The organism is Mesorhizobium sp. ESP7-2 (assembly GCF_020164715.1).
GTDB lineage: Bacteria > Pseudomonadota > Alphaproteobacteria > Rhizobiales > Rhizobiaceae > Mesorhizobium.
Window position 1 is genome coordinate 15,743 of record NZ_JAIUGQ010000052.1, and the last position, 21,225, is coordinate 36,967.

Annotated in this window: 18 protein-coding genes and 1 pseudogene; 12 read left to right on the plus strand and 7 right to left on the minus strand. The window is 63.9% G+C overall.

The window, feature by feature from the left end; genetic code table 11:
- Positions 1–22: 22 nt before the first annotated feature.
- The 4 genes and pseudogenes from LB543_RS33965 to LB543_RS30440 form a co-directional block, all read left to right on the plus strand.
- Positions 23–136, plus strand: a pseudogene (locus tag LB543_RS33965) (GlxA family transcriptional regulator); the annotation flags it as partial.
- A 466-nt stretch (positions 137–602) separates the two neighbouring features.
- On the plus strand, positions 603–1,907 hold the full coding sequence (locus LB543_RS30430; RefSeq protein ID WP_224616804.1) for a M24 family metallopeptidase: 1,305 nt from the start codon (positions 603–605) through the stop codon (positions 1,905–1,907).
- 265 nt (positions 1,908–2,172) lie between these two features.
- Complete coding sequence (locus LB543_RS30435; RefSeq protein WP_140762284.1) at positions 2,173–2,853, plus strand: isochorismatase family protein; 681 nt, start codon at positions 2,173–2,175, stop codon at positions 2,851–2,853.
- Positions 2,854–2,871: 18 nt separating this feature from the next.
- Positions 2,872–3,822 (plus strand): alpha/beta hydrolase, encoded by a 951-nt coding sequence (locus tag LB543_RS30440; RefSeq protein WP_224616806.1) that lies wholly within the window; start codon positions 2,872–2,874, stop codon positions 3,820–3,822.
- Positions 3,823–3,844: 22 nt separating this feature from the next.
- On the opposite strand, the gene dnaQ is transcribed toward LB543_RS30440, so the two are convergent.
- The 5 genes from dnaQ to LB543_RS30465 all read right to left on the minus strand — a co-directional run bounded on the left by dnaQ (position 3,845) and on the right by LB543_RS30465 (position 8,157).
- Positions 3,845–4,573 carry a DNA polymerase III subunit epsilon gene (gene dnaQ, locus LB543_RS30445; protein WP_140762291.1) on the minus strand — a complete coding sequence of 243 codons (729 nt, stop codon included), beginning with the start codon at positions 4,571–4,573 and terminating at the stop codon, positions 3,845–3,847.
- Between the two features lie 331 nt (positions 4,574–4,904).
- A complete protein-coding gene (coaE, locus tag LB543_RS30450) occupies positions 4,905–5,504 on the minus strand; it encodes a dephospho-CoA kinase (protein ID WP_224616808.1) in 600 nt (199 codons plus the stop codon).
- Positions 5,501–6,358 (minus strand): shikimate dehydrogenase, encoded by an 858-nt coding sequence (locus tag LB543_RS30455; protein WP_224616810.1) that lies wholly within the window; start codon positions 6,356–6,358, stop codon positions 5,501–5,503. The genes coaE and LB543_RS30455 overlap by 4 nt, the downstream gene beginning before the upstream one ends.
- A complete protein-coding gene (locus tag LB543_RS30460; RefSeq protein WP_140762298.1) occupies positions 6,351–6,950 on the minus strand; it encodes a Maf-like protein in 600 nt (199 codons plus the stop codon). Before LB543_RS30460 ends, LB543_RS30455 begins: the two co-directional genes overlap by 8 nt.
- 274 nt (positions 6,951–7,224) lie before the next feature.
- The gene (locus LB543_RS30465) at positions 7,225–8,157 is read right to left on the minus strand and encodes a pyruvate, water dikinase regulatory protein (protein WP_411908800.1); all 933 of its coding nucleotides are present in this window, start codon (positions 8,155–8,157) and stop codon (positions 7,225–7,227) included.
- Between the two features lie 293 nt (positions 8,158–8,450).
- On the opposite strand from LB543_RS30465, the gene hemE reads away from it, so the two are divergent.
- From hemE to rho, 3 genes are all read left to right on the plus strand, one after another.
- Positions 8,451–9,482, plus strand: coding sequence for a uroporphyrinogen decarboxylase (gene hemE, locus LB543_RS30470; protein ID WP_224616813.1), 1,032 nt, complete (start codon positions 8,451–8,453; stop codon positions 9,480–9,482).
- Positions 9,482–10,018, plus strand: coding sequence for a protoporphyrinogen oxidase HemJ (hemJ, locus tag LB543_RS30475; RefSeq protein ID WP_224616815.1), 537 nt, complete (start codon positions 9,482–9,484; stop codon positions 10,016–10,018). The genes hemE and hemJ overlap by 1 nt, the downstream gene beginning before the upstream one ends.
- Before the next feature lie 165 nt (positions 10,019–10,183).
- A complete protein-coding gene (gene rho / locus LB543_RS30480) occupies positions 10,184–11,449 on the plus strand; it encodes a transcription termination factor Rho (RefSeq protein ID WP_027145740.1) in 1,266 nt (421 codons plus the stop codon).
- Positions 11,450–11,673: 224 nt separating this feature from the next.
- Here rho and LB543_RS30485 read toward each other — a convergent pair whose 3' ends face one another.
- Positions 11,674–13,722 (minus strand): thioredoxin domain-containing protein, encoded by a 2,049-nt coding sequence (locus tag LB543_RS30485; RefSeq protein WP_224616826.1) that lies wholly within the window; start codon positions 13,720–13,722, stop codon positions 11,674–11,676.
- A 70-nt stretch (positions 13,723–13,792) separates the two neighbouring features.
- On the opposite strand from LB543_RS30485, the gene mnmE reads away from it, so the two are divergent.
- From mnmE to LB543_RS30510, 5 genes are all read left to right on the plus strand, one after another.
- Positions 13,793–15,121, plus strand: coding sequence for a tRNA uridine-5-carboxymethylaminomethyl(34) synthesis GTPase MnmE (gene mnmE, locus LB543_RS30490; protein WP_224616817.1), 1,329 nt, complete (start codon positions 13,793–13,795; stop codon positions 15,119–15,121).
- 198 nt (positions 15,122–15,319) lie between these two features.
- Entirely contained in the window at positions 15,320–17,203 is a 1,884-nt protein-coding gene (gene mnmG / locus LB543_RS30495) for a tRNA uridine-5-carboxymethylaminomethyl(34) synthesis enzyme MnmG (protein ID WP_224616819.1), read from the plus strand.
- On the plus strand, positions 17,200–17,832 hold the full coding sequence (gene rsmG, locus LB543_RS30500; protein ID WP_224616821.1) for a 16S rRNA (guanine(527)-N(7))-methyltransferase RsmG: 633 nt from the start codon (positions 17,200–17,202) through the stop codon (positions 17,830–17,832). The genes mnmG and rsmG overlap by 4 nt, the downstream gene beginning before the upstream one ends.
- A 56-nt stretch (positions 17,833–17,888) precedes the next feature.
- The gene (locus LB543_RS30505; RefSeq protein ID WP_031240355.1) at positions 17,889–18,689 is read left to right on the plus strand and encodes a ParA family protein; all 801 of its coding nucleotides are present in this window, start codon (positions 17,889–17,891) and stop codon (positions 18,687–18,689) included.
- 66 nt (positions 18,690–18,755) lie between these two features.
- Positions 18,756–19,640: a ParB/RepB/Spo0J family partition protein gene (locus tag LB543_RS30510; RefSeq protein ID WP_140762322.1), complete on the plus strand. Its 885-nt coding sequence runs from the start codon at positions 18,756–18,758 to the stop codon at positions 19,638–19,640.
- Between the two features lie 387 nt (positions 19,641–20,027).
- On the opposite strand, the gene holA is transcribed toward LB543_RS30510, so the two are convergent.
- Entirely contained in the window at positions 20,028–21,071 is a 1,044-nt protein-coding gene (gene holA, locus LB543_RS30515) for a DNA polymerase III subunit delta (protein ID WP_224616824.1), read from the minus strand.
- Between the last annotated feature and the right edge of the window lie 154 nt (positions 21,072–21,225).

The window sequence follows — 21,225 nt, forward strand, 5'->3', positions numbered from 1 at the left end:
GCGGTTGGGAGGTTCCGCAAAGACGCTTGCCGTATGCGACGTGGCGCTGGCCTGCGGCTTTGCCTCGATGTCGAGTTTTGCCAGCGCTTTTCGCGAGGAGCACGGGCATGCGCCGAAGATGGCGCGACGGCATTAGGGTTAACGTGTTTCCGTGTTCGGTAGCTGCCATAGAGGGCAGCGAGGGCGCTGGCACAATTATTTCAACATCCCTATGTGATGTTGAGTGGAGGCGGCTGACCCGGAGTCAAAGCTATGAATAGCTCTCAAATGGAGAAATATGTCTGGGCAACGGCTTTATACTACGCTGTGGCTGCGTTTGGGTTCTTGGGTATTTTTATCTCGATTTGCCTGGTTGGATTTTTTCCGGGCCTGCTCGCACTGTTTGGGTACTTGATGCTGCTCATCGTTCTCAAAGCGTGGCGACTCAGGCGACATCCACGAAGCGCTTATCAAGTCGAATTGACAAAACAGAGTTCGGGCGGCTGATCGCCTGTAAGGCGCGTTGCGGCGGCATCTCGCACAACCTATGCGGTTTTCCGCACAATCCCTTCGCATCTGCTGCGCCATGGTCAAACCTTGCAACGCACCGAAGGCCGACCCCCATGAGCATCGTCGTATTCGATCCCGACAGCACCGAGGACGTCGACTTCAAGGACCGCATGCGCCACCCGGCCGCCGCTGATCCGGCCGGCGGCATGTGGCTGTCGGACACGGAGCCATCCTTCATCGATGCCGACGCGCTCCGAAAAGGCCGGCTGGCGAAACTGCGCGGCTGGATGCGCGACGCCGGTTATGGCGGCGTCGTTTTGTTCGACCCTTACAACCAGCGCTACGCCACCGGCTCGCGCAACATGTTCGGCTATTTCCTGCGCAACTCGACCCGCTATTTCTTCATTCCGGCCGACGGGCCGATCGTGCTGTTCGAATATCCGCAGAGCTACCATGTCTCGATGGTGCTCGACACGATCGACGAGGCGCGTCCTTCCAAGCTTGTCTGGTCTTCCGTGTCCGGCCGCGACGACGAGACCGCCGGCCCCTTCGCTGACGAGATCGCCGAGTTGCTGAAGAAGCATGGCGGCGGCTCGATGAAGCTCGGGCTCGACCGCTGCAGCCACCTGCAGGCGCTCGCCCTGGAAAAGCGCGGCTGCGAGGTCCGCGATTGCCAGGGCGAGATCCTCGCGGTGCGCGCGGTGAAGACGCCTGAGGAGGTGAAGTGCCTGCAGGTGTCGATGGCCGGCGCCGAGGCGGCGGTCTATGCGGTGCGTGAGGCGATCAAGCCCGGCGTATCCGAAAACGAGCTGTTCGCCATCATGTATGGCGAAGTCATTCGCCAAGGCGGCGAGTTCATCGAGACCCGGTTGCTCACCTCGGGCCAGCGCACCAATCCCTGGTTCAACGAAGCCAGCGGCCGCAAGATCAGGCCCGGCGAATTGCTGGCGCTCGATACCGACACGATCGGCTGCTACGGCTATTATTCGGATTTTTCCCGCACCTTCCGCTGCGGGCCGGGCAAGCCGACCCCTTACCAGAAGTCGCTCTACCGCATGGCGCACGACCAGGTTCAGCACAACATTTCGATCGTCAAACCCGGCATGGCTTTCCGCGAGATCGCCGAGAAGGCGTGGAAAATCCCGGACCGTTTCGTCGACCAGCGCTACACCTCGGTCATGCACGGCGTCGGCATGCATGGCGAGACACCGTTCATCGCGCATGCCATGGATTACGAGACCTATGGCCGCGACGGCCATATCGTGCCAGGCATGGTGGTGAGCGTGGAAAGCTATATTGGCGAGAAGGGCGGCCGCGAGGGCGTCAAGCTGGAGGACGAGATCCTGATCACCGAGACCGGCACCGAGCTTCTGTCGCGCTTCCCCTATGAGGACGCGTTTCTGGAGAAAGAGGTTTGATGCTGGTTGCTCACCTCAGCGACGTGTCGCATTTGAAGAACGAGCGCCTTATTCCGTGGCACCCCCCTCTGTCCTGCCGGACATCTCCCCCTCTAGGGGGGAGATCGGCAGCTTCGCTTGCAGCGCTTTTTCCTGCAACGCTGGTGATTGGCGAAAGCATTCGCAACCGCCAATCTCCCCCCTCGAGGGGGAGATGCCCGGCAGGGCAGAGGGGGGCGCTGCCCCTCCAGCATTTGGAAATATCTTGGGGCGAAGGCCCATCCACATGAAAGCCCCCATCTCCATCAAGCGCGGCACGGTGGCCGCCATCTTCATCGACCTGCAGGAAGAGCACCGGCAGGACCCACGCTACCTCGTTGAGGGCTACGAAAAGATCCTCGCCAACGTCCAGCGCCTGCAGGCCACGGCGCGGCAGAACCATGTGCCGCTTCATCACTGGGCCTATATCGTCGATCTCGACAGCCAGGTCCGGCCCTTTCATCCCACAGGCGAAGACGGCAAGTCGGCCTTTTCCGACAAGAGCGACCCGCTGACCGAAATCTGCCACGAGGTGGCGCCGGCGGATGGCGAGGCGCTGCTGATCAAGGCGGAGGCCAGCGCCTTCCGCTCCGGGCCGGCGGGCGACCGGCTCAAGGCTTCCGGCATCGAATGGCTGGTTATATCGGGCGTGTGGACCGAGGCCTGCATCGACGCCACCGTAAAGGACGCGGTGACGATGGGCTTTCGCGTACTTCTGGTCAAGGACGCCTGCGGCAGCGGCAGTGCGGCCATGCACCAAACCGCCATCCTCAACCTCGCCAACCGGCTCTATGGCGGCGCCGTCACCGACACCGATAGCGCCTGCCGGCTGCTGGCCGGCGAGAGCGTCGCCGCCTGGCAGGTCGAAGGCTCGGTACCCCTGCGCTTCAGCTTTGAAAACGCCGCCCGCCTCTATGCCGAGCTTTGACGTGCCCGCAGGACCGAGATGACCAGCCGCGGCAAATATGGGTCCTGGCTCGACCCGGCGCTCTGGGCCTACATCGACAGCGTCAACGCCTGGTACCCGCCCGAGATCGCCGGCCTGCCGGTCGACAAGCAGCGCGCGGTCTATGCCAGGATGTCCCGGGCCTTCCACCAGGGCCGTCCGCCGGGGGTCAAGGCCAGCGACAGCGTGATTGCCGCTTCGAGGCATGACATCCCGGTCCGCCGCTACCGGCTCGCCGGTGCGACGCCGCGTGCGACAGTGCTCTATTTCCACGGCGGCGGTTTCATCCTCGGCGGGCTCGAAAGCCATGACGACATCTGCGCCGAAATCTGCGCCGGCACCGGCTTCGACGTGCTGTCGGTCGACTACCGGCTGGCGCCGGAGCATCTTCACCCCGCCGCCTTCGACGATGCGCTGGCCGCTTTCGAATGGGCGGCGGCAACCAGTGACCTGCCGCTCGTGCTGTGCGGCGAAAGCGCGGGCGGCAATCTGGCGGCGGCGGTGGCACAGGCCACGCGTCGCCATCCGCGCGCCGCGATCGGCCAGGTGCTGATCTATCCCGGTCTCGGCGGCAACGAGGCGATGGGCTCCTATGTCGAGCATGCCGACGCGCCGCTGCTGTCGACAGGCGATGTCGCCTTCTACCGCGACGTTCGCTCGACCAGGCGGCAATCGCCCGACGATCCGACCTTCTCGCCGTTGCGCGACACCGATTTTTCCGGCCTGCCGCCAACGGTGATCATCACAGCCGAGTGCGACCCACTGTCGTCGGACGGCGAGGCCTATCGCGACCGCATCCTGGAAGCCGGCGGCAAGGCGTGGTGGCATGAGGAGCCTCGCCTCGTGCACAGTTTCCTGCGCGCCCGCACGACCGTACTAGCCGCGGCGGAAGCCTTTGCGCGCATCATCGCGGCGGTCGCCGCGCTGGGCCGGGGGGAGTGGCCGTACTGAGGCCGTTTTTCACGGACGGCTTTTATGAGGATAGCGCCTGGGCTGCTTCCTGTGGGGAGGCTTTCAGCCACAGCGCCTTTTCGCCGAGCGTAGCGACCATGGCGGCGTGCGCCGCGCGCTCCGCTTCGGTCAGACGCGGCAGCAGCGGCGCGGGGCGCTCGGCAACGATGATCTCGATCTGGCGGACATTGTCGCCGCCCTGGGCCGGCGCGGTGGCGCTGTCGAGGATCAGGGCGGCCTGCTTGCCGCCGATCAGCTCGATATAGACCTCGGCCAGCAACTCGGAATCGAGCAGGGCGCCGTGCTTGGTGCGCTTCGTATTGTCGATGCCGTAACGCCGGCACAGCGCGTCGAGCGAATTGGGACCCATCGGGTGCTTGCGGCGCGCCAGGGCCAGCGTGTCGACGACAAGCCCGTTATCGACAGGCGGGTGACCGAGCCGGCCGAATTCGACGTTGAGGAAGCCGATATCGAACGTGGCGTTGTGGGCGACCAGCTTGGCGCCTTCCGTGAATTTCAGCCATTCCTCGGCGATTTCGGCGAAGCTCGGTTTTCCCGCGAGATCGGCCGCGCTGATGCCGTGCACGGACTGCGCCTCGGCGTGGATCGCGCGGCCTTGCGGGTTGATATAGTGATGGAAGGTCCTGCCGGTCGGAAAACGATTGACCAGCTCGACGCCGCCAAGCTCGATCACGCGGTCATCGCGCGAATCGAGCCCGGTGGTTTCCGTATCGAAAATGATCTCACGCATCGAATCAGGTGCTCCTGGGAGCAGAATCGTCAGACCGGAACAAAATGGCAATGGGCAACCGTGCTGGCTAGGACAATCACACAAGTTTGCGCTGCCCCTCATCGCCCTGCCGGGCACTTCTCCCCGTATAGTGACGGGGAGAAGGGGCCGGCGGCAGCCTCGGTGCTCCCCTTACAACGCAGGAGATTGGCGAAACCCTTTGCGAAGTCGTCCTTCTCCCCGTCCCTATACGGGGAGAAGATGCCGGTAGGCAGATGAGGGGCGGCGCCGACTTCGACAGTTGGCCGATCGAGCACTGCTTTGGCTGGAGAAAGCCTGCCGATAGCAGGTGTCAGTCGCTCGACTTGCCGGCCCCCGCCAGTTCCGCAATAATTGCTGCAACCGCGGCTCGCGCGGCGTCCATCCCCTCACCGGTGTCGATGACGAAATCGGCCAGACGGCGCTTTTCGGCATCCGGCACCTGCTTGGCCAGGATCGACGCCAGTTTTTCCTCGCTCATGCCGGGTCGCGCCAGCACGCGCTGGCGCTGGACTTCGGCCGGCGCGGTGACGACGACGACCTTGTCGACCCGCCCACGGCCGCCGGTTTCGAACAGCAGCGGGATGTCGAGGACCGCGATCGATTCGCCGGCGTTACGATGCCTGGCCAGGAAGGCGTCGGCATCGGCACGGACCAGCGGATGGATGATGGCCTCGAGCTTTTTCAGGGCTGCCGTATCGCCGAGGACACGGGCGCCGAGTTTTGCGCGGTCGACGCTTCCGCCAACGATGGTGCCGGGAAAGGCGGCTTCGACCAGGGGGGCCGCCTTGCCGGCATAGAGGCGATGCACCGCCTCGTCGGAATCATGCACCGGCACGCCGGCCTCGGCAAACATCTTGGCCGTCGTCGACTTGCCCATGCCGATCGAGCCGGTGAGGCCGAGCACGATCATGATTTGGGCACCGCAGATTTAGGCACCAGATCGGCAACGATGAGCGCGCGGAGCTCAGCCGTAACCTTCGGCCTGACGCCGAACCAGCGTTCGAAGCCGGGCACCGCCTGGTTGAGCAGCATGCCGAGCCCGTCGACCGTCTTCAGCCCCCGTGCCCGCGCGGCGGCGAGCAAGGGGGTTTCGAGCGGCACATAGACGATGTCGTTGACGATGGCGTTGTCGGGCAGCAGCGCGGGGTCGGCGGGCAGGCCCTCATTGCCCTGCATGCCCAGAGCGGTGGTGTTGACCAGCAGGCCGGCGTCGCCCAGCAATTCGGCGGTCGCGGCCATTTCGTGCGCGGAAACGCCGGCGCCAAAGCGGTCGCGCAATTCAATTGCCCGGGCCAGCGTACGGTTGACGATGCGGATGTCATCGAGGCCACGCTCCTTCAGCGCGTGGATGACGGCGCGGGAGGCGCCGCCGGCACCCAGCACCACGGCCGGGCCATTGGACGCCCAGCCCGGAGCGTAATCGTCGAGATTGGCGGCAAAGCCATGGCCGTCCGTATTGCCGCCCCACAAAGTGCCGTCCTCGAGCCACAGCGTGTTGACGGCGCCGATTTCGTCCGCCGCATGATCGCGGCGCGCAACCCCGGCAAAGGCTGCCTCCTTGTGCGGGATGGTGACGTTGCCGCCGCGATAGCCATTGGCCTGCATGCTAGCCAGGAAATCGGCAAAGTCCCGCGGCGCCACGTCGATCGCCTCGTAGCTGCCGTTGATGCCGTGCTTGGCCAGCCAGTGGCCGTGGATCATCGGCGAGCGCGAATGTTTTATCGGATGGCCGGTGACGAAGGCCTTCTTCATCGTCTCAGCCATCGATGGCTCCCAGGGTACGGAGTTCCGCCAGCAATGGCAGCAGCGGCAGGCCGACAATGGTGAAATGGTCGCCTTCGATTTTCTCGAACAGCTGAATGCCTTCGCCCTCGACCTGATAGGCGCCGACGCTGGCCAGCGCCCTGGCGCCGACCCGGGCGAGATGCCGACCGATGAAGGCAGGGTCGAGCTTGCGCATGGTCATCGAGGCGATGCCGACATGGCGCCACAATACATTGCCGTCGCGCACCAGCACGGCGGCGCTGTTGAGCTGATGGGTCTTGCCCGACAGGGCCAGGAGATGGCGACGCGCGCCTTCCATGTCGGCCGGCTTGTGGAACACTTCGTCGCCGAGCGACAGCGTCTGGTCGCAGCCAAGCACCAGCGCGCCGGGCCGGCGCTCGCTGACTTCGGTGGCCTTGGCTTCGGCGAGCACCAAGGCGACGTCCTCGGGCGAGGCGCCGCTGTCCTGCAACGGCGCTTCAAGCGCGCGCTCGTCTAGCGTCGCGGGAACCGCCTCGATGTCGACGCCGGCGTCGACCAGCATCGCCTTGCGGAACGGGCTGCCTGAAGCGAGGATGATTTTTTCAGTCATTTTTGCTCCCGGGCGCAGGGCCGTTGGCGTATGAGTTTTATCTGCAACGTTGGCGCCGCCCCTCATTGTCCTGCCGGACATTTCTCCCCGTATAGAGACGGGGAGAAATGGCAGCTTCAGCGCGGGCGCTCTTTCCGGCCGTGCTGGTGACTGGCGAAACCATCGATGACAGCGCCCCTCTCCCCGTCACTATACGGGGAGAGGATGCCGGCAGGCAGGTGAGGGGCGGCACCGACTTTCCCATAGGAAGACTCAGAAACTCACTTTTCGCCATCTATCTGTTCTTCCCCCTGAGGGCAACGATCGCCGCCGCCGTCTCCTCGATCGAGCGGCGGCTGACGTCGATCATCGGCCAGCCGTGGCGGGTGCAGATCTGGCGGGCGTAGGCGAGCTCCTCGTTGATGGCGGCGCGGTCGACATAGTCGGTCGCGACATAGGAGTTCGAATTGCCCAGAATGCGGTTCTGTCGCACATGCGAAATGCGCTCGGCGGTGGCGATCAATCCGACGATCAGCGGCGTCCTGGCGCTGAGCAGGCTTTCGGGCACCGGCACGCCGAGCACGATCGGTATGTTGGCGGTCTTGATGCCCCGGTTGGCGAGATAGATGCTGGTCGGCGTCTTCGACGTCCGCGATATGCCGATCAGCACGACATCGGCGTCATCCATGTTGGCCGGCAACTGGCCATCATCATGGTCCATGGTGAAATTGAGCGCATCGATGCGCCGGAAATATTCGGCGTCGAGAACATGCTGGGCGCCGACGCGGCGGCCGGCCGGCGTCCCGAGATAGGACTGGAAGACGGTCAGCACGGGCTCCAGCACGGACACGCAGGGCAGGCCCATGGCCGCGCAGCGTTCGTCGATGCCGCGCGCCAGCTTCTGGTCGACCACTGTGTAGAGGATGATGCCCGGCTCCTCCTCAATGTCCTCGAACACCTTGGCTATCTGTTTTTCGGTCCGGATGAGCGGGTAGATGTGCTCGATGGCGCGCGCATCCTTGTATTGCGCCGAGGCGGCGCGGCCGGCGGCGAGCAGCGTTTCCCCCGTGGCGTCGGAAATCAGGTGCAGGTGGAAGAAGCTCTGGGGTTTGTTCACAGGGGTCACCTGGGGCTGTGGGCGGATGTGGATAAGGTCGGACAGGCGGTCGTGCCGGCCGAAGGCGACTGTATCAGATGCCGGTTTGTCCACAATTCGATGTGCTGTCAGCTTGGCCGGACGGCTGGGGACAAGTCCGTGGACGAAGCGCTTTGCCTTTCGCTCGTCCACAGGGCAGGGCTCGAAGGCGATTGATCTAGCGCATTGACTCCAGTGACAGATTCCTGATTGTCCCCACAACCCTGCAAACCGCGATCGGGAGTGCGCGACAATATGCTTGCTGGCGTTTTGGCGGCCAAAGCGGGACAGGTGACAACCACCACAACCAACAGACTCTTAGAATCAGAAGACTCTTTTAAAATAAGATATTTGATTAAGAGGAAGCCGGGAGAGGCGAGCGCTCGATGCCTGCAAGACGGATCATGCTGGATGTCCTGAAGGGCAAGACGGTGTTTCCTCCTCCGCTCTGGATGATGCGCCAGGCCGGGCGCTATCTGCCGGAATATCGTGAGACGCGAAGACGCGCCGGTTCGTTCCTCGATCTCTGCTACGACCCCGACCTTGCCGTCGAAGTGACGCTGCAGCCGATCGAGCGCTTCGGCTTCGACGCTTCGATCGTGTTCTCGGACATCCTTGTCGTTCCTCATGCGCTTGGCCGCGACGTTCGCTTCGAGGAAGGGCGCGGGCCGCTGCTGACGCCGATTTCGACGGCGGAAATCGCGGCGCTGGGAAGCGAGATGTTTCACGTGAATCTCGAACCGGTCTACGAGACGCTTCGCCGGCTGCGGGCGAAACTGCCCGACGAGACGACGCTGATCGGCTTCTGCGGCGCGCCATGGACGGTGGCGACCTATATGATCGCCGGCCACGGTACGCCGGACCAGGCGCCGGCGCGGCTGTTCGCGTACCGCGAGCCGGCGGCGTTTCGACGGTTGCTGAAAGTGCTCGCCGATCATTCGGCTTCCTACCTGATCCGCCAGATAGAGGCCGGCGCGGATGTTGTGCAGATTTTCGATTCCTGGTCGGGCGTGCTCGACGATGCCTCGTTCGAACAGTTCTGCGTCGAGCCGGTGGCCGAGATCGTGAGACAAGTTCGGGCCGTCCATCCCGACGTGCCGATCATCGGTTTTCCCAAGGGTGCCGGAGCCCGCTACCAGAGCTATCGCGAGAAGACCGGCGTGACGGGGCTCGGCATCGACTGGACGGTGCCGCTCGAGGCAGCGAAGGCCTTGCAGCGGCAAGGGGCCGTCCAGGGCAATCTCGATCCGTTGCGGCTGGTCGCCGGCGGCCAGGCGCTGGCCGACGGCGTCGGAGCGATCCTCGGGGCTTTGGGGGACGGGCCGCTGATCTTCAATCTCGGCCATGGCATCACGCCCGAGACGCCGGTGGCGCATGTCGAGGCGATGGTGAAACAGGTCCGGAGCGCGGCACGCTGATGGCTGACAGGGATAAAACCAATAGCACCGGCCAGGCGATGAAGCGCATGGTCATCGGCATCGCCGTCCTGATCGTTCTCACCGCGCTTTTGTTCTTCTTCGCACCGGAAAGCTTCTATCCCTGGGCAAAGGCGATCCATATCCTCGCCGTCATCTCCTGGATGGCCGGCATGCTTTATCTGCCGCGGCTGCTTGTCTATCACGCGGACGCGGAGAAGGGTTCCGTTCAATCCGAGACGTTCAAGGTGATGGAGCGGCGTCTGCTGCGTGGCATCATCAATCCGGCGATGATCCTCACCTGGGTGTTCGGGCTGTGGCTGGCCTGGAAGATCTTTGCGTACCAGGGCGGCTGGCTGCATGCCAAGATCGGCCTGGTGCTGATTTTGTCTGGCGTTCACGGCTATCTGGCCGCCGCTGTGCGCAAATTCGCCGAGGACCGCAACGAAAAACCGGCAAGGCACTGGCGGATCGTCAACGAGATCCCCACATTGCTGATGATCGCAATCGTGATCCTGGTCGTCGTGAAGCCGTTCTGAGGCTTCATCGGACCCGCTCAAAAGGCGGCTTGCTCTTTCAGCCGACCGACGATACAAGACGGGTCTTCCTTCCCGTCATGCGCCGCCCCTCACTGCTTTCGGCCGCGCCCGGCATTTGTCGCATCCCGCCGATCTTTTCCCCAAAGCCTACCCAGAGTCCGTCTAATGCAAGAAATGAAACTCACCGAGTTCAAGAACAAGAAGCCGCCAGAGCTGATCGCTTATGCCGAATCGCTCGAGGTCGAGAACGCCAGCGTCATGCGCAAGCAGGAACTGATGTTCGCGATCCTGAAGAAGCTCGCCGCCCAGGACATCGAAATCATCGGTGACGGTGTGGTCGAGGTCCTCCAGGACGGTTTTGGCTTCCTGCGCTCCGCCAATGCCAACTACCTGCCAGGCCCCGACGACATCTACATCTCGCCGTCGCAGATCCGGCGCTTTTCGCTGAAGACCGGCGATACGGTCGAAGGACCGATCCGCAGCCCGAAGGAGGGCGAGCGCTATTTCGCGCTGCTCAAGGTCAACACGATCAATTTCGACGATCCCGAAAAGATCCGCCACAAGATCCACTTCGACAATCTGACGCCGCTCTATCCGACCTCGCGCCTGAAGATGGAGGTCGACAATCCGCCCAGCAAGGACATATCGCCTCGCGTGATCGACCTGGTGGCGCCGATCGGCAAGGGCCAGCGCGCCCTGATCAACGCCCAGCCGCGCACCGGCAAGACGGTACTGCTGCAGAACATCGCGCACTCGATCACCGCCAATCATCCGGAATGCTATCTGATCGTGCTTCTGATCGACGAGCGTCCGGAGGAAGTGACCGACATGCAGCGTTCGGTGAAGGGCGAAGTGATCTCCTCGACCTTCGACGAGCCAGCGGTGCGCCACGTCCAGGTCGCCGAAATGGTCATCGAGAAGGCCAAGCGCCTGGTCGAGCACGGCCGTGACGTGGTGATCCTCCTGGATTCGATCACGCGCCTGGGCCGCGCCTACAACACCGTCGTGCCGTCATCCGGCAAGGTGCTGACCGGCGGTGTCGACGCCAACGCGCTGCAGCGCCCGAAGCGCTTCTTCGGCGCCGCCCGCAACATCGAGGAAGGCGGCTCGCTGACCATCATCGCCACCGCGCTGATCGACACCGGCAGCCGCATGGACGAAGTCATCTTCGAAGAGTTCAAGGGTACCGGCAACTGCGAAATCCAGCTCGACCGCAAAGTAGCCGACAAGCGCATCTATCCGGCGATCGACATCCTCAAGTCCGGCACCCGCAAGGAAGACCTGCTGGTGTCGCGTCAGGACCTGCAGAAAATCTTCGTGCTGCGCCGCATCCTGGCGCCGATGGGAACCACCGACGCGATCGAGTTCCTGATCGACAAGCTGAAGCAGACCAAGACCAATGGCGATTTCTTCGATTCGATGAACACTTGATTGGCCGAGAGGCGATGCCTCGTTGGGATTGATGACAGAAGTCGGCGCTGCCCCTCATTGCCCTGCCGGGCATTTCTCACCGTGAACGGGGAGAAAGCGGCAGCTGCAACCCTCGCTCCTTCTGTAACGACGACGACTGGCGAAATCGGCGATGACATCGTCCTTCTCCCCGTTCTACGGGGAGAAGATGGCGGTAGCCAGATGAGGGGCGGCGCCAGCGTTACTCAAGGTATCGGATGCCATTGCGTGCTGATCAATTTTTGCCGCAAAAGCCCTTCCAGCTCATCGGGATCCGTAACCACCGGCAGGCAGACTTGGCCGGTGCACAGCCAGGCGCCGGGCTGGTTGGTCGGCGGCAGGATTCCGCCGGGCAGCAAGGGTCGATTCGCCACCGTACCGATCGGCACGACGATATCGACACGGCGCGGATCAGGGTTTCGATTCACCACCGGGCCGAGCCTTTGATCTTCCTGGTCGTCGACGATGACCAGTTTCAGCGGCTCGATGGCAAGCGCGCAGGCATTGACGATGCCCGCCTGGCCATAGGCCTGGTGCGCGGCGCGGCCGGCGGCGTGCTCGGCGGTTTTCCACGCCCTCTCCTGCAAATCGAGATTGCCGGTGACCGAGGCGAGCCGGATCTGCGCCTCGATGATCTGGCTGGTGGCTGACGGGATGGCCTCGTCGACATCGCCCCGGATGCGGATCGGCACATCGGTGCTGTCCGAGGCGGTGAGAAAATAGCCGGCGCCTTGCGCGTCGGCGTGCCAATGGTCGAGCCGTTCGAGGAACTGGCTGGCCGTATCGACATAGTTCCAGTCGCCCGTGGCTTCGAACAGCGAGATCGCCGCGTTGGTCATGGCGGCATAGTCGCTCGACAGGGCGGGAAACAATTTCCTGGTGCCGAGCATTGAATGCGGCAAGCGATCGTCGCGGCTGGCCTTGCTGATATGGGTAAAGGCCTTTGCCGCGGCCTCGATCCAATCCGGCCGTGCCAGCGAGCGGCCGGCCTCGGCGAGTGCTGCGATCATCAAGCCGTTCCAGTCGGTAAGGGTCTTTGCGTCCAGGCCTGGCCTGACCCGTTCTTCCCGGGCGGCGAGAAGCCTCGCCTTGAGCGGCACCAACCGTTCCCGGTCGTTCGCGCCAAGCGCTTGTTGGGAGAGGGTTTGATGGATCACCGGCTTGCCTTCCCAACTGGGTGGGCTGGAAAGCGTGAAGTATTTGAAAAACAAGGCTGAATCGTCGCCAAGGACGGATTCGATCTCTTCCCTGCTCCAGGTGTAGAACAGGCCCTCCTCGCCATCGCTGTCGGCGTCGAGGCTGGCGGCAAAGGCACCGCCATCGACGCGCATTTCGCGCAGCAGCCAGTCGACCGTGTCTTCGATTCGTATCCGGAACAAATCATTGCCGGTCGCCGCAAGAGCCCAATTGCAGATGCGGATGAGCTGGGCGTTGTCGTAGAGCATCTTCTCGAAATGCGGCACCAGCCATTCGGCGTCCGTCGAGTAACGGCTGAGGCCGCCGCCGATGTGATCGTAGATGCCGCCGCTCAGCATATGTTCGAGGCTGATGAGCACGTCGTCGCGATGCGCGGCATTGCCGTCGCGCAGCCAGGACAGCCACAGCGTCTGCATGAACGGCGCGTTCGGGAATTTCGGCGCGCCGGCGAGGCCGCCGCGATCGCGGTCGATCATGCCACTGACACGGCCGGCGAGATCGGACAGCGTATCGCGATCGAGAAGCGCCTTGGAATGGGTGGCCGAGAGCCGCGCCTCGACATGCGAGGTCAGGCCGTCGGCGCTCTCGTGCAGGCTCGCGCGCTTTTCGCGCCAGGCCTTGTCGACCGCTTCCATCACCTGGATGAAGCCTGGACGGCCATAGCGCGGCTCGCGCGGGAAATAGGTGCCGCCCCAAAACGGCTTGCCGTCCGGCGTCAGGAACATGGTCAGCGGCCAGCCGCCTTGCTCGCCCATCGAGGATAGTGCCGCCATGTAGATCTGGTCGATGTCGGGGCGCTCCTCGCGGTCGACCTTGATATTGACGAACAGACGGTTCATGACGGCGGCGACGCCGTCGTTCTCGAAGCTTTCATGGGCCATGACATGGCACCAGTGGCAGGCGGCGTAGCCGATGGAGAGCAGGATGGGCCTGTCCAGCGTCTTTGCTTCCTCGAGCGACACCGGCGACCACCCCCGCCAATGCACGGGATTGCCGCTGTGCTGCTGCAGATAGGGGCTGGCCTCTTCGGCAAGCAGGTTTTGCGCGGGCAATGTCACAATGGCCAACTTTCGGGCAGCTCGGGGTCGGTGATGGACGATAGCTAGGGCGGTTCGGTAGAGCGGGCAAATGATTTCAGGCGATTCGATCGTGGCGCTGTCGAGCGGCCGGCTTCCGGCTGGCGTCGCGGTGCTGCGGATATCCGGCCCCAGGACTCGATTCGTTCTCGAAACGATTGCCGGTGGCGTGGTTAAGGAGCGCGCGGCGGTTTTGCGCAAGTTGAAGGCACCAGATGGAACGGTGCTCGACACCGGGTTGGTCGTCTTCTTCCCCGGCCCAGCCAGCTTCACCGGTGAGGATGTCGCCGAGTTCCATGTTCATGGCGGGCGCGCCGTGGTGGCCAGGATGTTGGAGACGATCGCCGGATTCGACGGCGTCAGGCATGCGGAACCGGGAGAATTCACACGCCGCGCCTTTCTCAACAGCAAGGTCGACCTCGTCGAGACGGAGGCGCTGGCGGATCTCGTCAACGCGGAGACCGAAGCGCAGCGGCGCTTCGCCGTCCAGAATGCCGAGGGCGCGCAGAGTGAGCTTTACCTCGGCTGGCGCCGGCGCCTGATCCATGCGCGGGCCATGATCGAGGCCGAGATCGACTTTGCCGACGAGGATGATGTGCCGGGTTCCGTTTCGGATACGGTTTGGTCCGATGTGCGGTCGATGATATCGGAGATCGACCGCCATATAGCCGGATTCCGCGCCGCCGAAATCATTCGCGACGGCTTCGAGGTCGTCATCCTCGGCGCGCCCAACGCCGGCAAGTCGAGTCTGTTCAACGCCTTGGCGCGGCGCGATGCTGCTATTGTAACGGATGAACCCGGCACCACCCGCGACCTGCTGGAGGTCGTTCTGGATCTCCAAGGTCTGCGTGTCAGACTGACCGACACGGCCGGGTTGCGGGAAGCGCCCGGCAAAATTGAGGCGATCGGCATCGAGAAGGCGAGAGCCAAGGCGGATCGCGCCGATCTGTTGCTGCTACTCGAGGACGCCGCCGACCCCAGGGACGCCGGTCCGTTTCCGGTGACGGCGCCGGCATTGCGCGTCGGAACCAAGCTGGACCTGCTTGATAGGGTATCTGCCCACGATGCCGCTCGGCGCTACGAGTTCGGCATATCGGTGGTCGACGGGACGGGCATGGATGGATTGCTGGCGGAGATCGGTCGCCGCGCTACCGAGGCAGCCGGCGATGCCGGCGATGTGCTGCCGTCGCGGCTGCGGCATGTCGAATTGCTCGGGGCGGCGAACCGGCATCTGCATGGGGCCGCCGATGAACGTATGCCCCAGGAATTGCGCGCCGAAGAGCTGCGTCTGGCAGCGGATCGCCTGGGGCGGATCGTTGGTGCGGTGGACGTGGAAGACTTGCTCGACGTGATCTTTTCCCAGTTCTGCATCGGGAAATGACTCACGTGAAACACGTACGGTCGATAGCAGAGGCCCAGGCGGACTCACGTGAAACATCTTGGGCCGTGATTCACGTGAAACGCGGCCAGAAGCAGGGTTTGGCTGTTTCACGTGAAACGTCGCGAGGAAGTTTTCTTGACACTCCCGCCTCGTGGGGACATGTGTCGCTCATCTTCTTTGAGTCCGGGACTGTATAAAATGACCGATCACTATGATGTGGTTGTGGTGGGTGGCGGCCATGCCGGTTGTGAGGCGGCCAGCGCGTCAGCGCGCGGCGGCGCCATGACCGCGCTGGTGACGCTGCGTTTCGGCACGATCGGCGTGATGTCGTGCAACCCAGCGATCGGCGGGCTCGGCAAAGGGCACCTCGTGCGCGAGATCGACGCCATGGATGGGCTGATGGGCCGCGTGGCGGATGCCGCCGGCATCCAGTTCCGTCTGCTCAACCGCCGCAAGGGGCCCGCGGTGCGCGGACCTCGCACGCAGGCCGACAGGAAACTCTATCGCCTTGCCATGCAGGAAGCGATTCGGCAGCAGAACGATCTTAAGGTTGTCGAGGGCGAAGTCCTCGACTTCGAAATCTCCGATGGGAAAATTGCCGCAGTTCTGCTGGCGGACGGCCGCCGGCTTACTTGCGGCGCCGTGGTGCTGACGACGGGAACCTTCCTGCGCGGACTCATTCACATCGGCGAGAAGAAGATTGTCGCCGGCCGCATGAACGAGAAGGCCAGCATGGGACTGTCGGCGACGATGGACTGTGCCGGCTTCAGGCTCGGGCGGCTCAAGACAGGCACGCCGCCGCGCCTGGACGGGCGAACCATCGACTGGGCTTCGCTGGAAAGCCAGGCGGCGGACGAGAATCCGGTGCCGTTCTCGCTGATGACCGACCGTATCGTGACGCCGCAGATCGATTGCGGCATCACGCGCACGACCGCGGCCACGCATGATCTGATCCGCGCCAATCTTGGCCGTTCGGCCATGTATTCCGGCTCGATCGAGGGGGTTGGGCCGCGTTACTGCCCATCGATCGAGGACAAGATCGTCAAGTTCGGCGACCGGGACGGGCACCAGATCTTTCTCGAACCGGAAGGGCTCGACGACCACACCGTCTATCCCAACGGCATTTCGACCTCGCTGCCGGAAGACGTTCAGCTCGACATCCTGAAGACCATTCCGGGACTGGAGCGCGCCGTCATGCTGCAGCCGGGCTATGCCATCGAATATGATCATGTCGATCCCCGCGAACTGCATCAGACGCTTGAGACGAAGCGTGTTGCCGGGCTTTTTCTCGCCGGGCAGATCAACGGCACGACCGGCTATGAAGAGGCCGCCGGGCAGGGCCTGCTCGCCGGTCTCAATGCGGCGCGGCGCGCCGCGGGCGGCGAGCGGGTCGTGCTCAGCCGCACCCAGGCCTATATCGGCGTGATGGTCGACGATTTGACCAGCCGCGGCATCAGCGAGCCGTACCGGATGTTCACTTCGCGGGCCGAATTCCGGCTGTCGCTGCGCGCCGACAATGCCGATGAGCGGCTGACCCCGCTGGCGCATACGTTGGGGATCGCCTCGGCGCGGCGGATGCAACGTTTTGGCGATGTCACGCGGCGGCTCGACGAAGCGCGCCAGCTGGTGCTTTCGCTGACCATGACGCCGAACGAGGCGGCGCGGCACGGCCTCGAGATCAATCGCGATGGCGTGCGCCGGTCGGGCTTTGAGCTGCTCGCTTATCCCGGTGTCGACATTGCCTGGCTGGCCATGGTCGAACCGAAATTCCATGACATCGACGCCAAGACCGCGGAGCGCCTCGAAACGGAAGCGAAATATTCGGTTTATCTCGACCGCCAGAGCACGGATGTCGCGCAGATCCGGCACGAGGAGAGCCGGCTGATCCCGGAGGCCATCGACTTCGCCGGCGTGCCCGGGCTGTCCAACGAGCTGAAGCAGAAGATGCAGGCGCGGCGGCCGCGCTCCATCGCCGATGCGCAGCGCATGGAAGGCATGACGCCGGCGGCGCTGGCGGTCATCGTCGCGCATGTCCGTCATTGGGAAACCGCTGAAAAAGCCGAGCAGAGGGACGTTGCGTGAGGTCTTTCTCCCGCGAGAGCCTGCAGGACGCCGCCGGTCCGGTTTCACGTGAAACATTCGATCGCCTGGTAGCGTTCGAAGAGATGTTCCAGAAATGGAACCGCAGCATCAATCTCGTGGCGCAATCGACCTCCGGTGATGTCTGGCAACGCCACATCCTGGACAGTGCGCAGCTCGCACGGATAGAGCCCGAAGCCACGCATTGGGTCGATATTGGTTCGGGCGGCGGATTTCCCGGACTTGTCATGGCGTTTCTGCTCGCCGAGCGCCCGGGGGCCAGCATCGACCTGGTCGAGAGCAACCGCAAGAAGGCCTCGTTCCTGCAGACCGTCATCGGTCAGTTCGGCTTGCCGGCGCGGGTCGTGGCGCGCCGCATCGAGGACAGCCATGTGCTTGTTTCGAAGCCGGAAATCGTCACGGCGCGGGCGCTGGCCCCGCTGTCGGTCCTGCTCGACCTGTCGGCGCCCTGGTTGGCCTCGGGCGCGCGCGCGCTGTTCCACAAAGGCCGGGATTACCGGGCCGAAGTGCAAGAAAGCGTTAACCGGTGGACCTTCGATCTGGTAGAACATCCAAGCGTGACCGACGCCAGCGGCGTCATCCTCGAATTGTCCAATGTGCGACCTGTCTGAACCAAGACAAGGTCTGATTATTCGGCGACCCAAAGATGAATTTCTGGCATAAACCCATGATGAAGAACGGCCCTCGAATCATCACCGTAGCCAACCAGAAGGGCGGTGTCGGCAAGACCACCACCGCCATCAACCTAGCCACCGCGCTGGCGGCAATCGGCGAAAAAGTGCTGATCGTCGACCTCGATCCGCAAGGCAATGCCAGCACCGGCCTCGGCATCGACCGCAAGGACCGGACGGTCTCGTCCTATGATGTGCTGACGGGCGAACTGGAACTCGAGGCGGCGGCCATTCCGACCGCCGTGCCCGGCCTGTCCATCGTGCCCTCGACGCTCGACCTGCTCGGCATCGAGATGGAGATCGCATCGGCGCCGGACCGGGTGCTCAAGCTGCGCAATGCACTGCGCGCGGCGACCGAGCGCGGAGCGCCCTTTGGTTATGTGCTGATCGATTGCCCGCCCTCGCTCAATCTTTTGACGCTGAACTCAATGGCGGCAGCCGATTCCGTTCTCGTCCCGCTGCAATGCGAATTCTTCGCGCTGGAAGGTCTCAGCCAGCTGCTCGAAACCGTCGAGCAGGTGCGCCGCTCAATCAATCCGGATCTCACCATCCAGGGCATCGTGCTGACCATGTATGATGGCCGCAACAATCTCGCCAACCAGGTGGTGCAGGACGTGCGCGAGCATATGGGCGACAAGGTCTACGAGACCATCATTCCGCGCAATGTGCGGGTGTCGGAGGCGCCGTCCTATGGCAAGCCGGCCATTCTCTACGACCTGAAATGCTCCGGCAGCCAGGCCTATCTGCAACTGGCCTCCGAAGTGATCCGCCGCGAACGCAAATTGCGTGCCGCTTGATTAGATCGGCCGCATAATTAACAGCCGATTCGACACCGAAACGATCTGAATAGACGTGGAATAAAGATGAGCGAAGATCTCTCGAGGAAAAGACTGGGACGCGGACTGGCGGCATTGATCGGCGAGATCGATCGCCCGGCCGCACCGGAAAAGCCCGGCATGAGCGCCGACGGCAAGGTGCCGATCGAGTTTCTCAGCCCAAACCCGAGAAATCCGCGCCGGCATTTTGGCGATGCCGAACTGACCGACCTCGCCCAGTCGATCCGCGAGCATGGCGTGGTGCAGCCGGTCGTGGCGCGGCCCTCGCCGACGCAGGCCGGCCGCTATGAGCTCATCGCCGGCGAGCGGCGCTGGCGCGCGGCGCAGCGTGCCGGGCTGACCGAGATCCCGGTCATCATCCGCGAGGTCAACGACCGCACGGCGCTGGAGCTGGCGATCATCGAGAACGTCCAGCGCGCCGACCTCAATCCGGTCGAAGAGGCACAGGGCTACCAGCAGCTCATCGACGACCATGGCTACACCCAGGCCGATCTCGGCCAGGTCATCGGCAAGAGCCGCAGCCATGTCGCCAACACGTTGAGATTGTTGAAGCTGCCGGACGTGATCCGCGACATGCTGGTCGACGGTGCGCTGTCGGCCGGACATGCCCGCACGCTGGTCACGGCGGAGGACCCGGCCGGTCTCGCCAAGCGCATCGTCGAGGAGGGCCTTTCCGTGCGCCAGGCCGAGGCGCTGGCGCAGATGCCGGCCGGCACCAGCTCCAATGGCAGCAAACCTGCCGCGCCAGCCGTCGAAAAGGACGCCGACACGCTGGCGCTGGAAAAGCTGCTCACCGATACGACCGGCATGATCGTCACGGTCGACCACAAGGGCAAGGGCGGTGTGCTGCGGGTTGCCTATCGGAGCCTGGAACAGCTGGACGAGCTGTGCCGGCGGTTGAAGCAGGATTAGAGCTTAGCCGGCAAATATTGCAGTTAATTTGAAGCGTTGGCGCCGCCCCTCATCCCCCTGCCGGGACCTTCTCCCCGTATAGTGACGGGGAGAAGGGGCAGGGTGCGAGGCCGGCGCCTGTCTTGCGGCGCTGGTGATTGGCGAAAGCAGCGATAAGAGCGTCCCTCGCCCCGTTTGCGGGGAGAGGATGCCGGCAGGCAGGTGAGGGGCAGCGCCGACGGAACATCAGTTCGGCCGAGGGCGCGGGCCCTATTGAGATAGGCTGGCGGGACAGCGCCCCCCTCTGTCCTGCCGGACGTTCGTCGTTCGAAAAGCCAAGCAGTTGGCTTTCCGTCCGCTTCGCGGAGCACTCCTCAACCCCCGCAAGGGGGAGATTGGCCAATCTCTCTACCTCTGCGCCAGCCGCGCGCTTTCCACCGCGATCCCCAGCAGCGCCTGCCTGGCCAGCGCCACCGACAGGTCCGGCCGGCGCCGCGTCTGCAGCACGGCCGACTGCAGGCGGGTCAGCGCGCGGCCTAGCGCTTCGCTGTTCCAGCGCTCCAGCGTCTTTTCCACCAGCTTGCGGCGCGCGAAAAAGACCGGCGGGCGCGCGGCGGCAACGACGGAAGCGGCGTTGCGGCCGCCTGAGTCCATCTGGCCGCGCATGACCTGGATCTGCTGTATCTGCCGCATCGCCGAGGACAGCACCAGGAAGGGCTGGCCGCCGCCCTGGCAGTGGCGCGTGAAGGCGGTGTCGAAGTCGCCGATCTTGCCTTCGAGCAGCGCGTCGACGGCGTCGTCGAAAGACGCGCCGGACACGTCACCGGACATGGCTCTCACCTCTTCCAGCCCGATTTCCTTCTGGCCGTGGGCGTAGAGGACGAGCTTTTCAATCTCGCCGCGCGAGGCCAGCCGGTCGCCGCCGAGATTGCGGCGCAGCGCCTGTCTCGCCTCCAGCGTCATCGACATGCCGGCCTTGCGCAGCTCGTCGTCGATGACCGTGTCGATGTCCCGGGCCTCGTCGGCATAGCAGGGCAAGGCGATGGCATTGTCCGCGCCCTCAACCACGGCGCGCAGCCCGACGCCTTTCTTCAAGTCGCCGGCCTCGATCAGGATGATGGCATCGCGCGCCGGCTCCGCCGTCAGCGCCCTGACGTCGTCGGCCAGCGCCTTCTGGCCGCTGGCGTTGCGCACCCAGAGCAGCCGGCGATCGGAAAACATCGGCACGGTGCGGGCTTCGTCGAGCAGCCGGCCCTCATCGCGATCGACCTCCGAACCCTCGAGCCTGACCACCGAGAACGGATCGTCGAGCGGCAGGCCGGTCTTTCCGGCAAAGGCCTTCGCCCGCTCCGAGACGAGGCCGCGATCGGGGCCATAAAGCAGGACGATCGAGATGCGTGGATCAGGCCGCGCGAGCCAGGAATCGACCTCGAATGCTTTCTTCTGTGCCATGCCGGGTGGTTAGCATGATGCGGGGATGGAGTGAACGATGGCGGGCCTGTTTTTCAGAGACGCCGGCGGGACGGTGCCCCCCTCTGTCCTGCCGGACATCTCCCCCTTAAGGGGGCGATTGGCAGCTTCATTGATGGCGCTTCTCTGTCAGCGT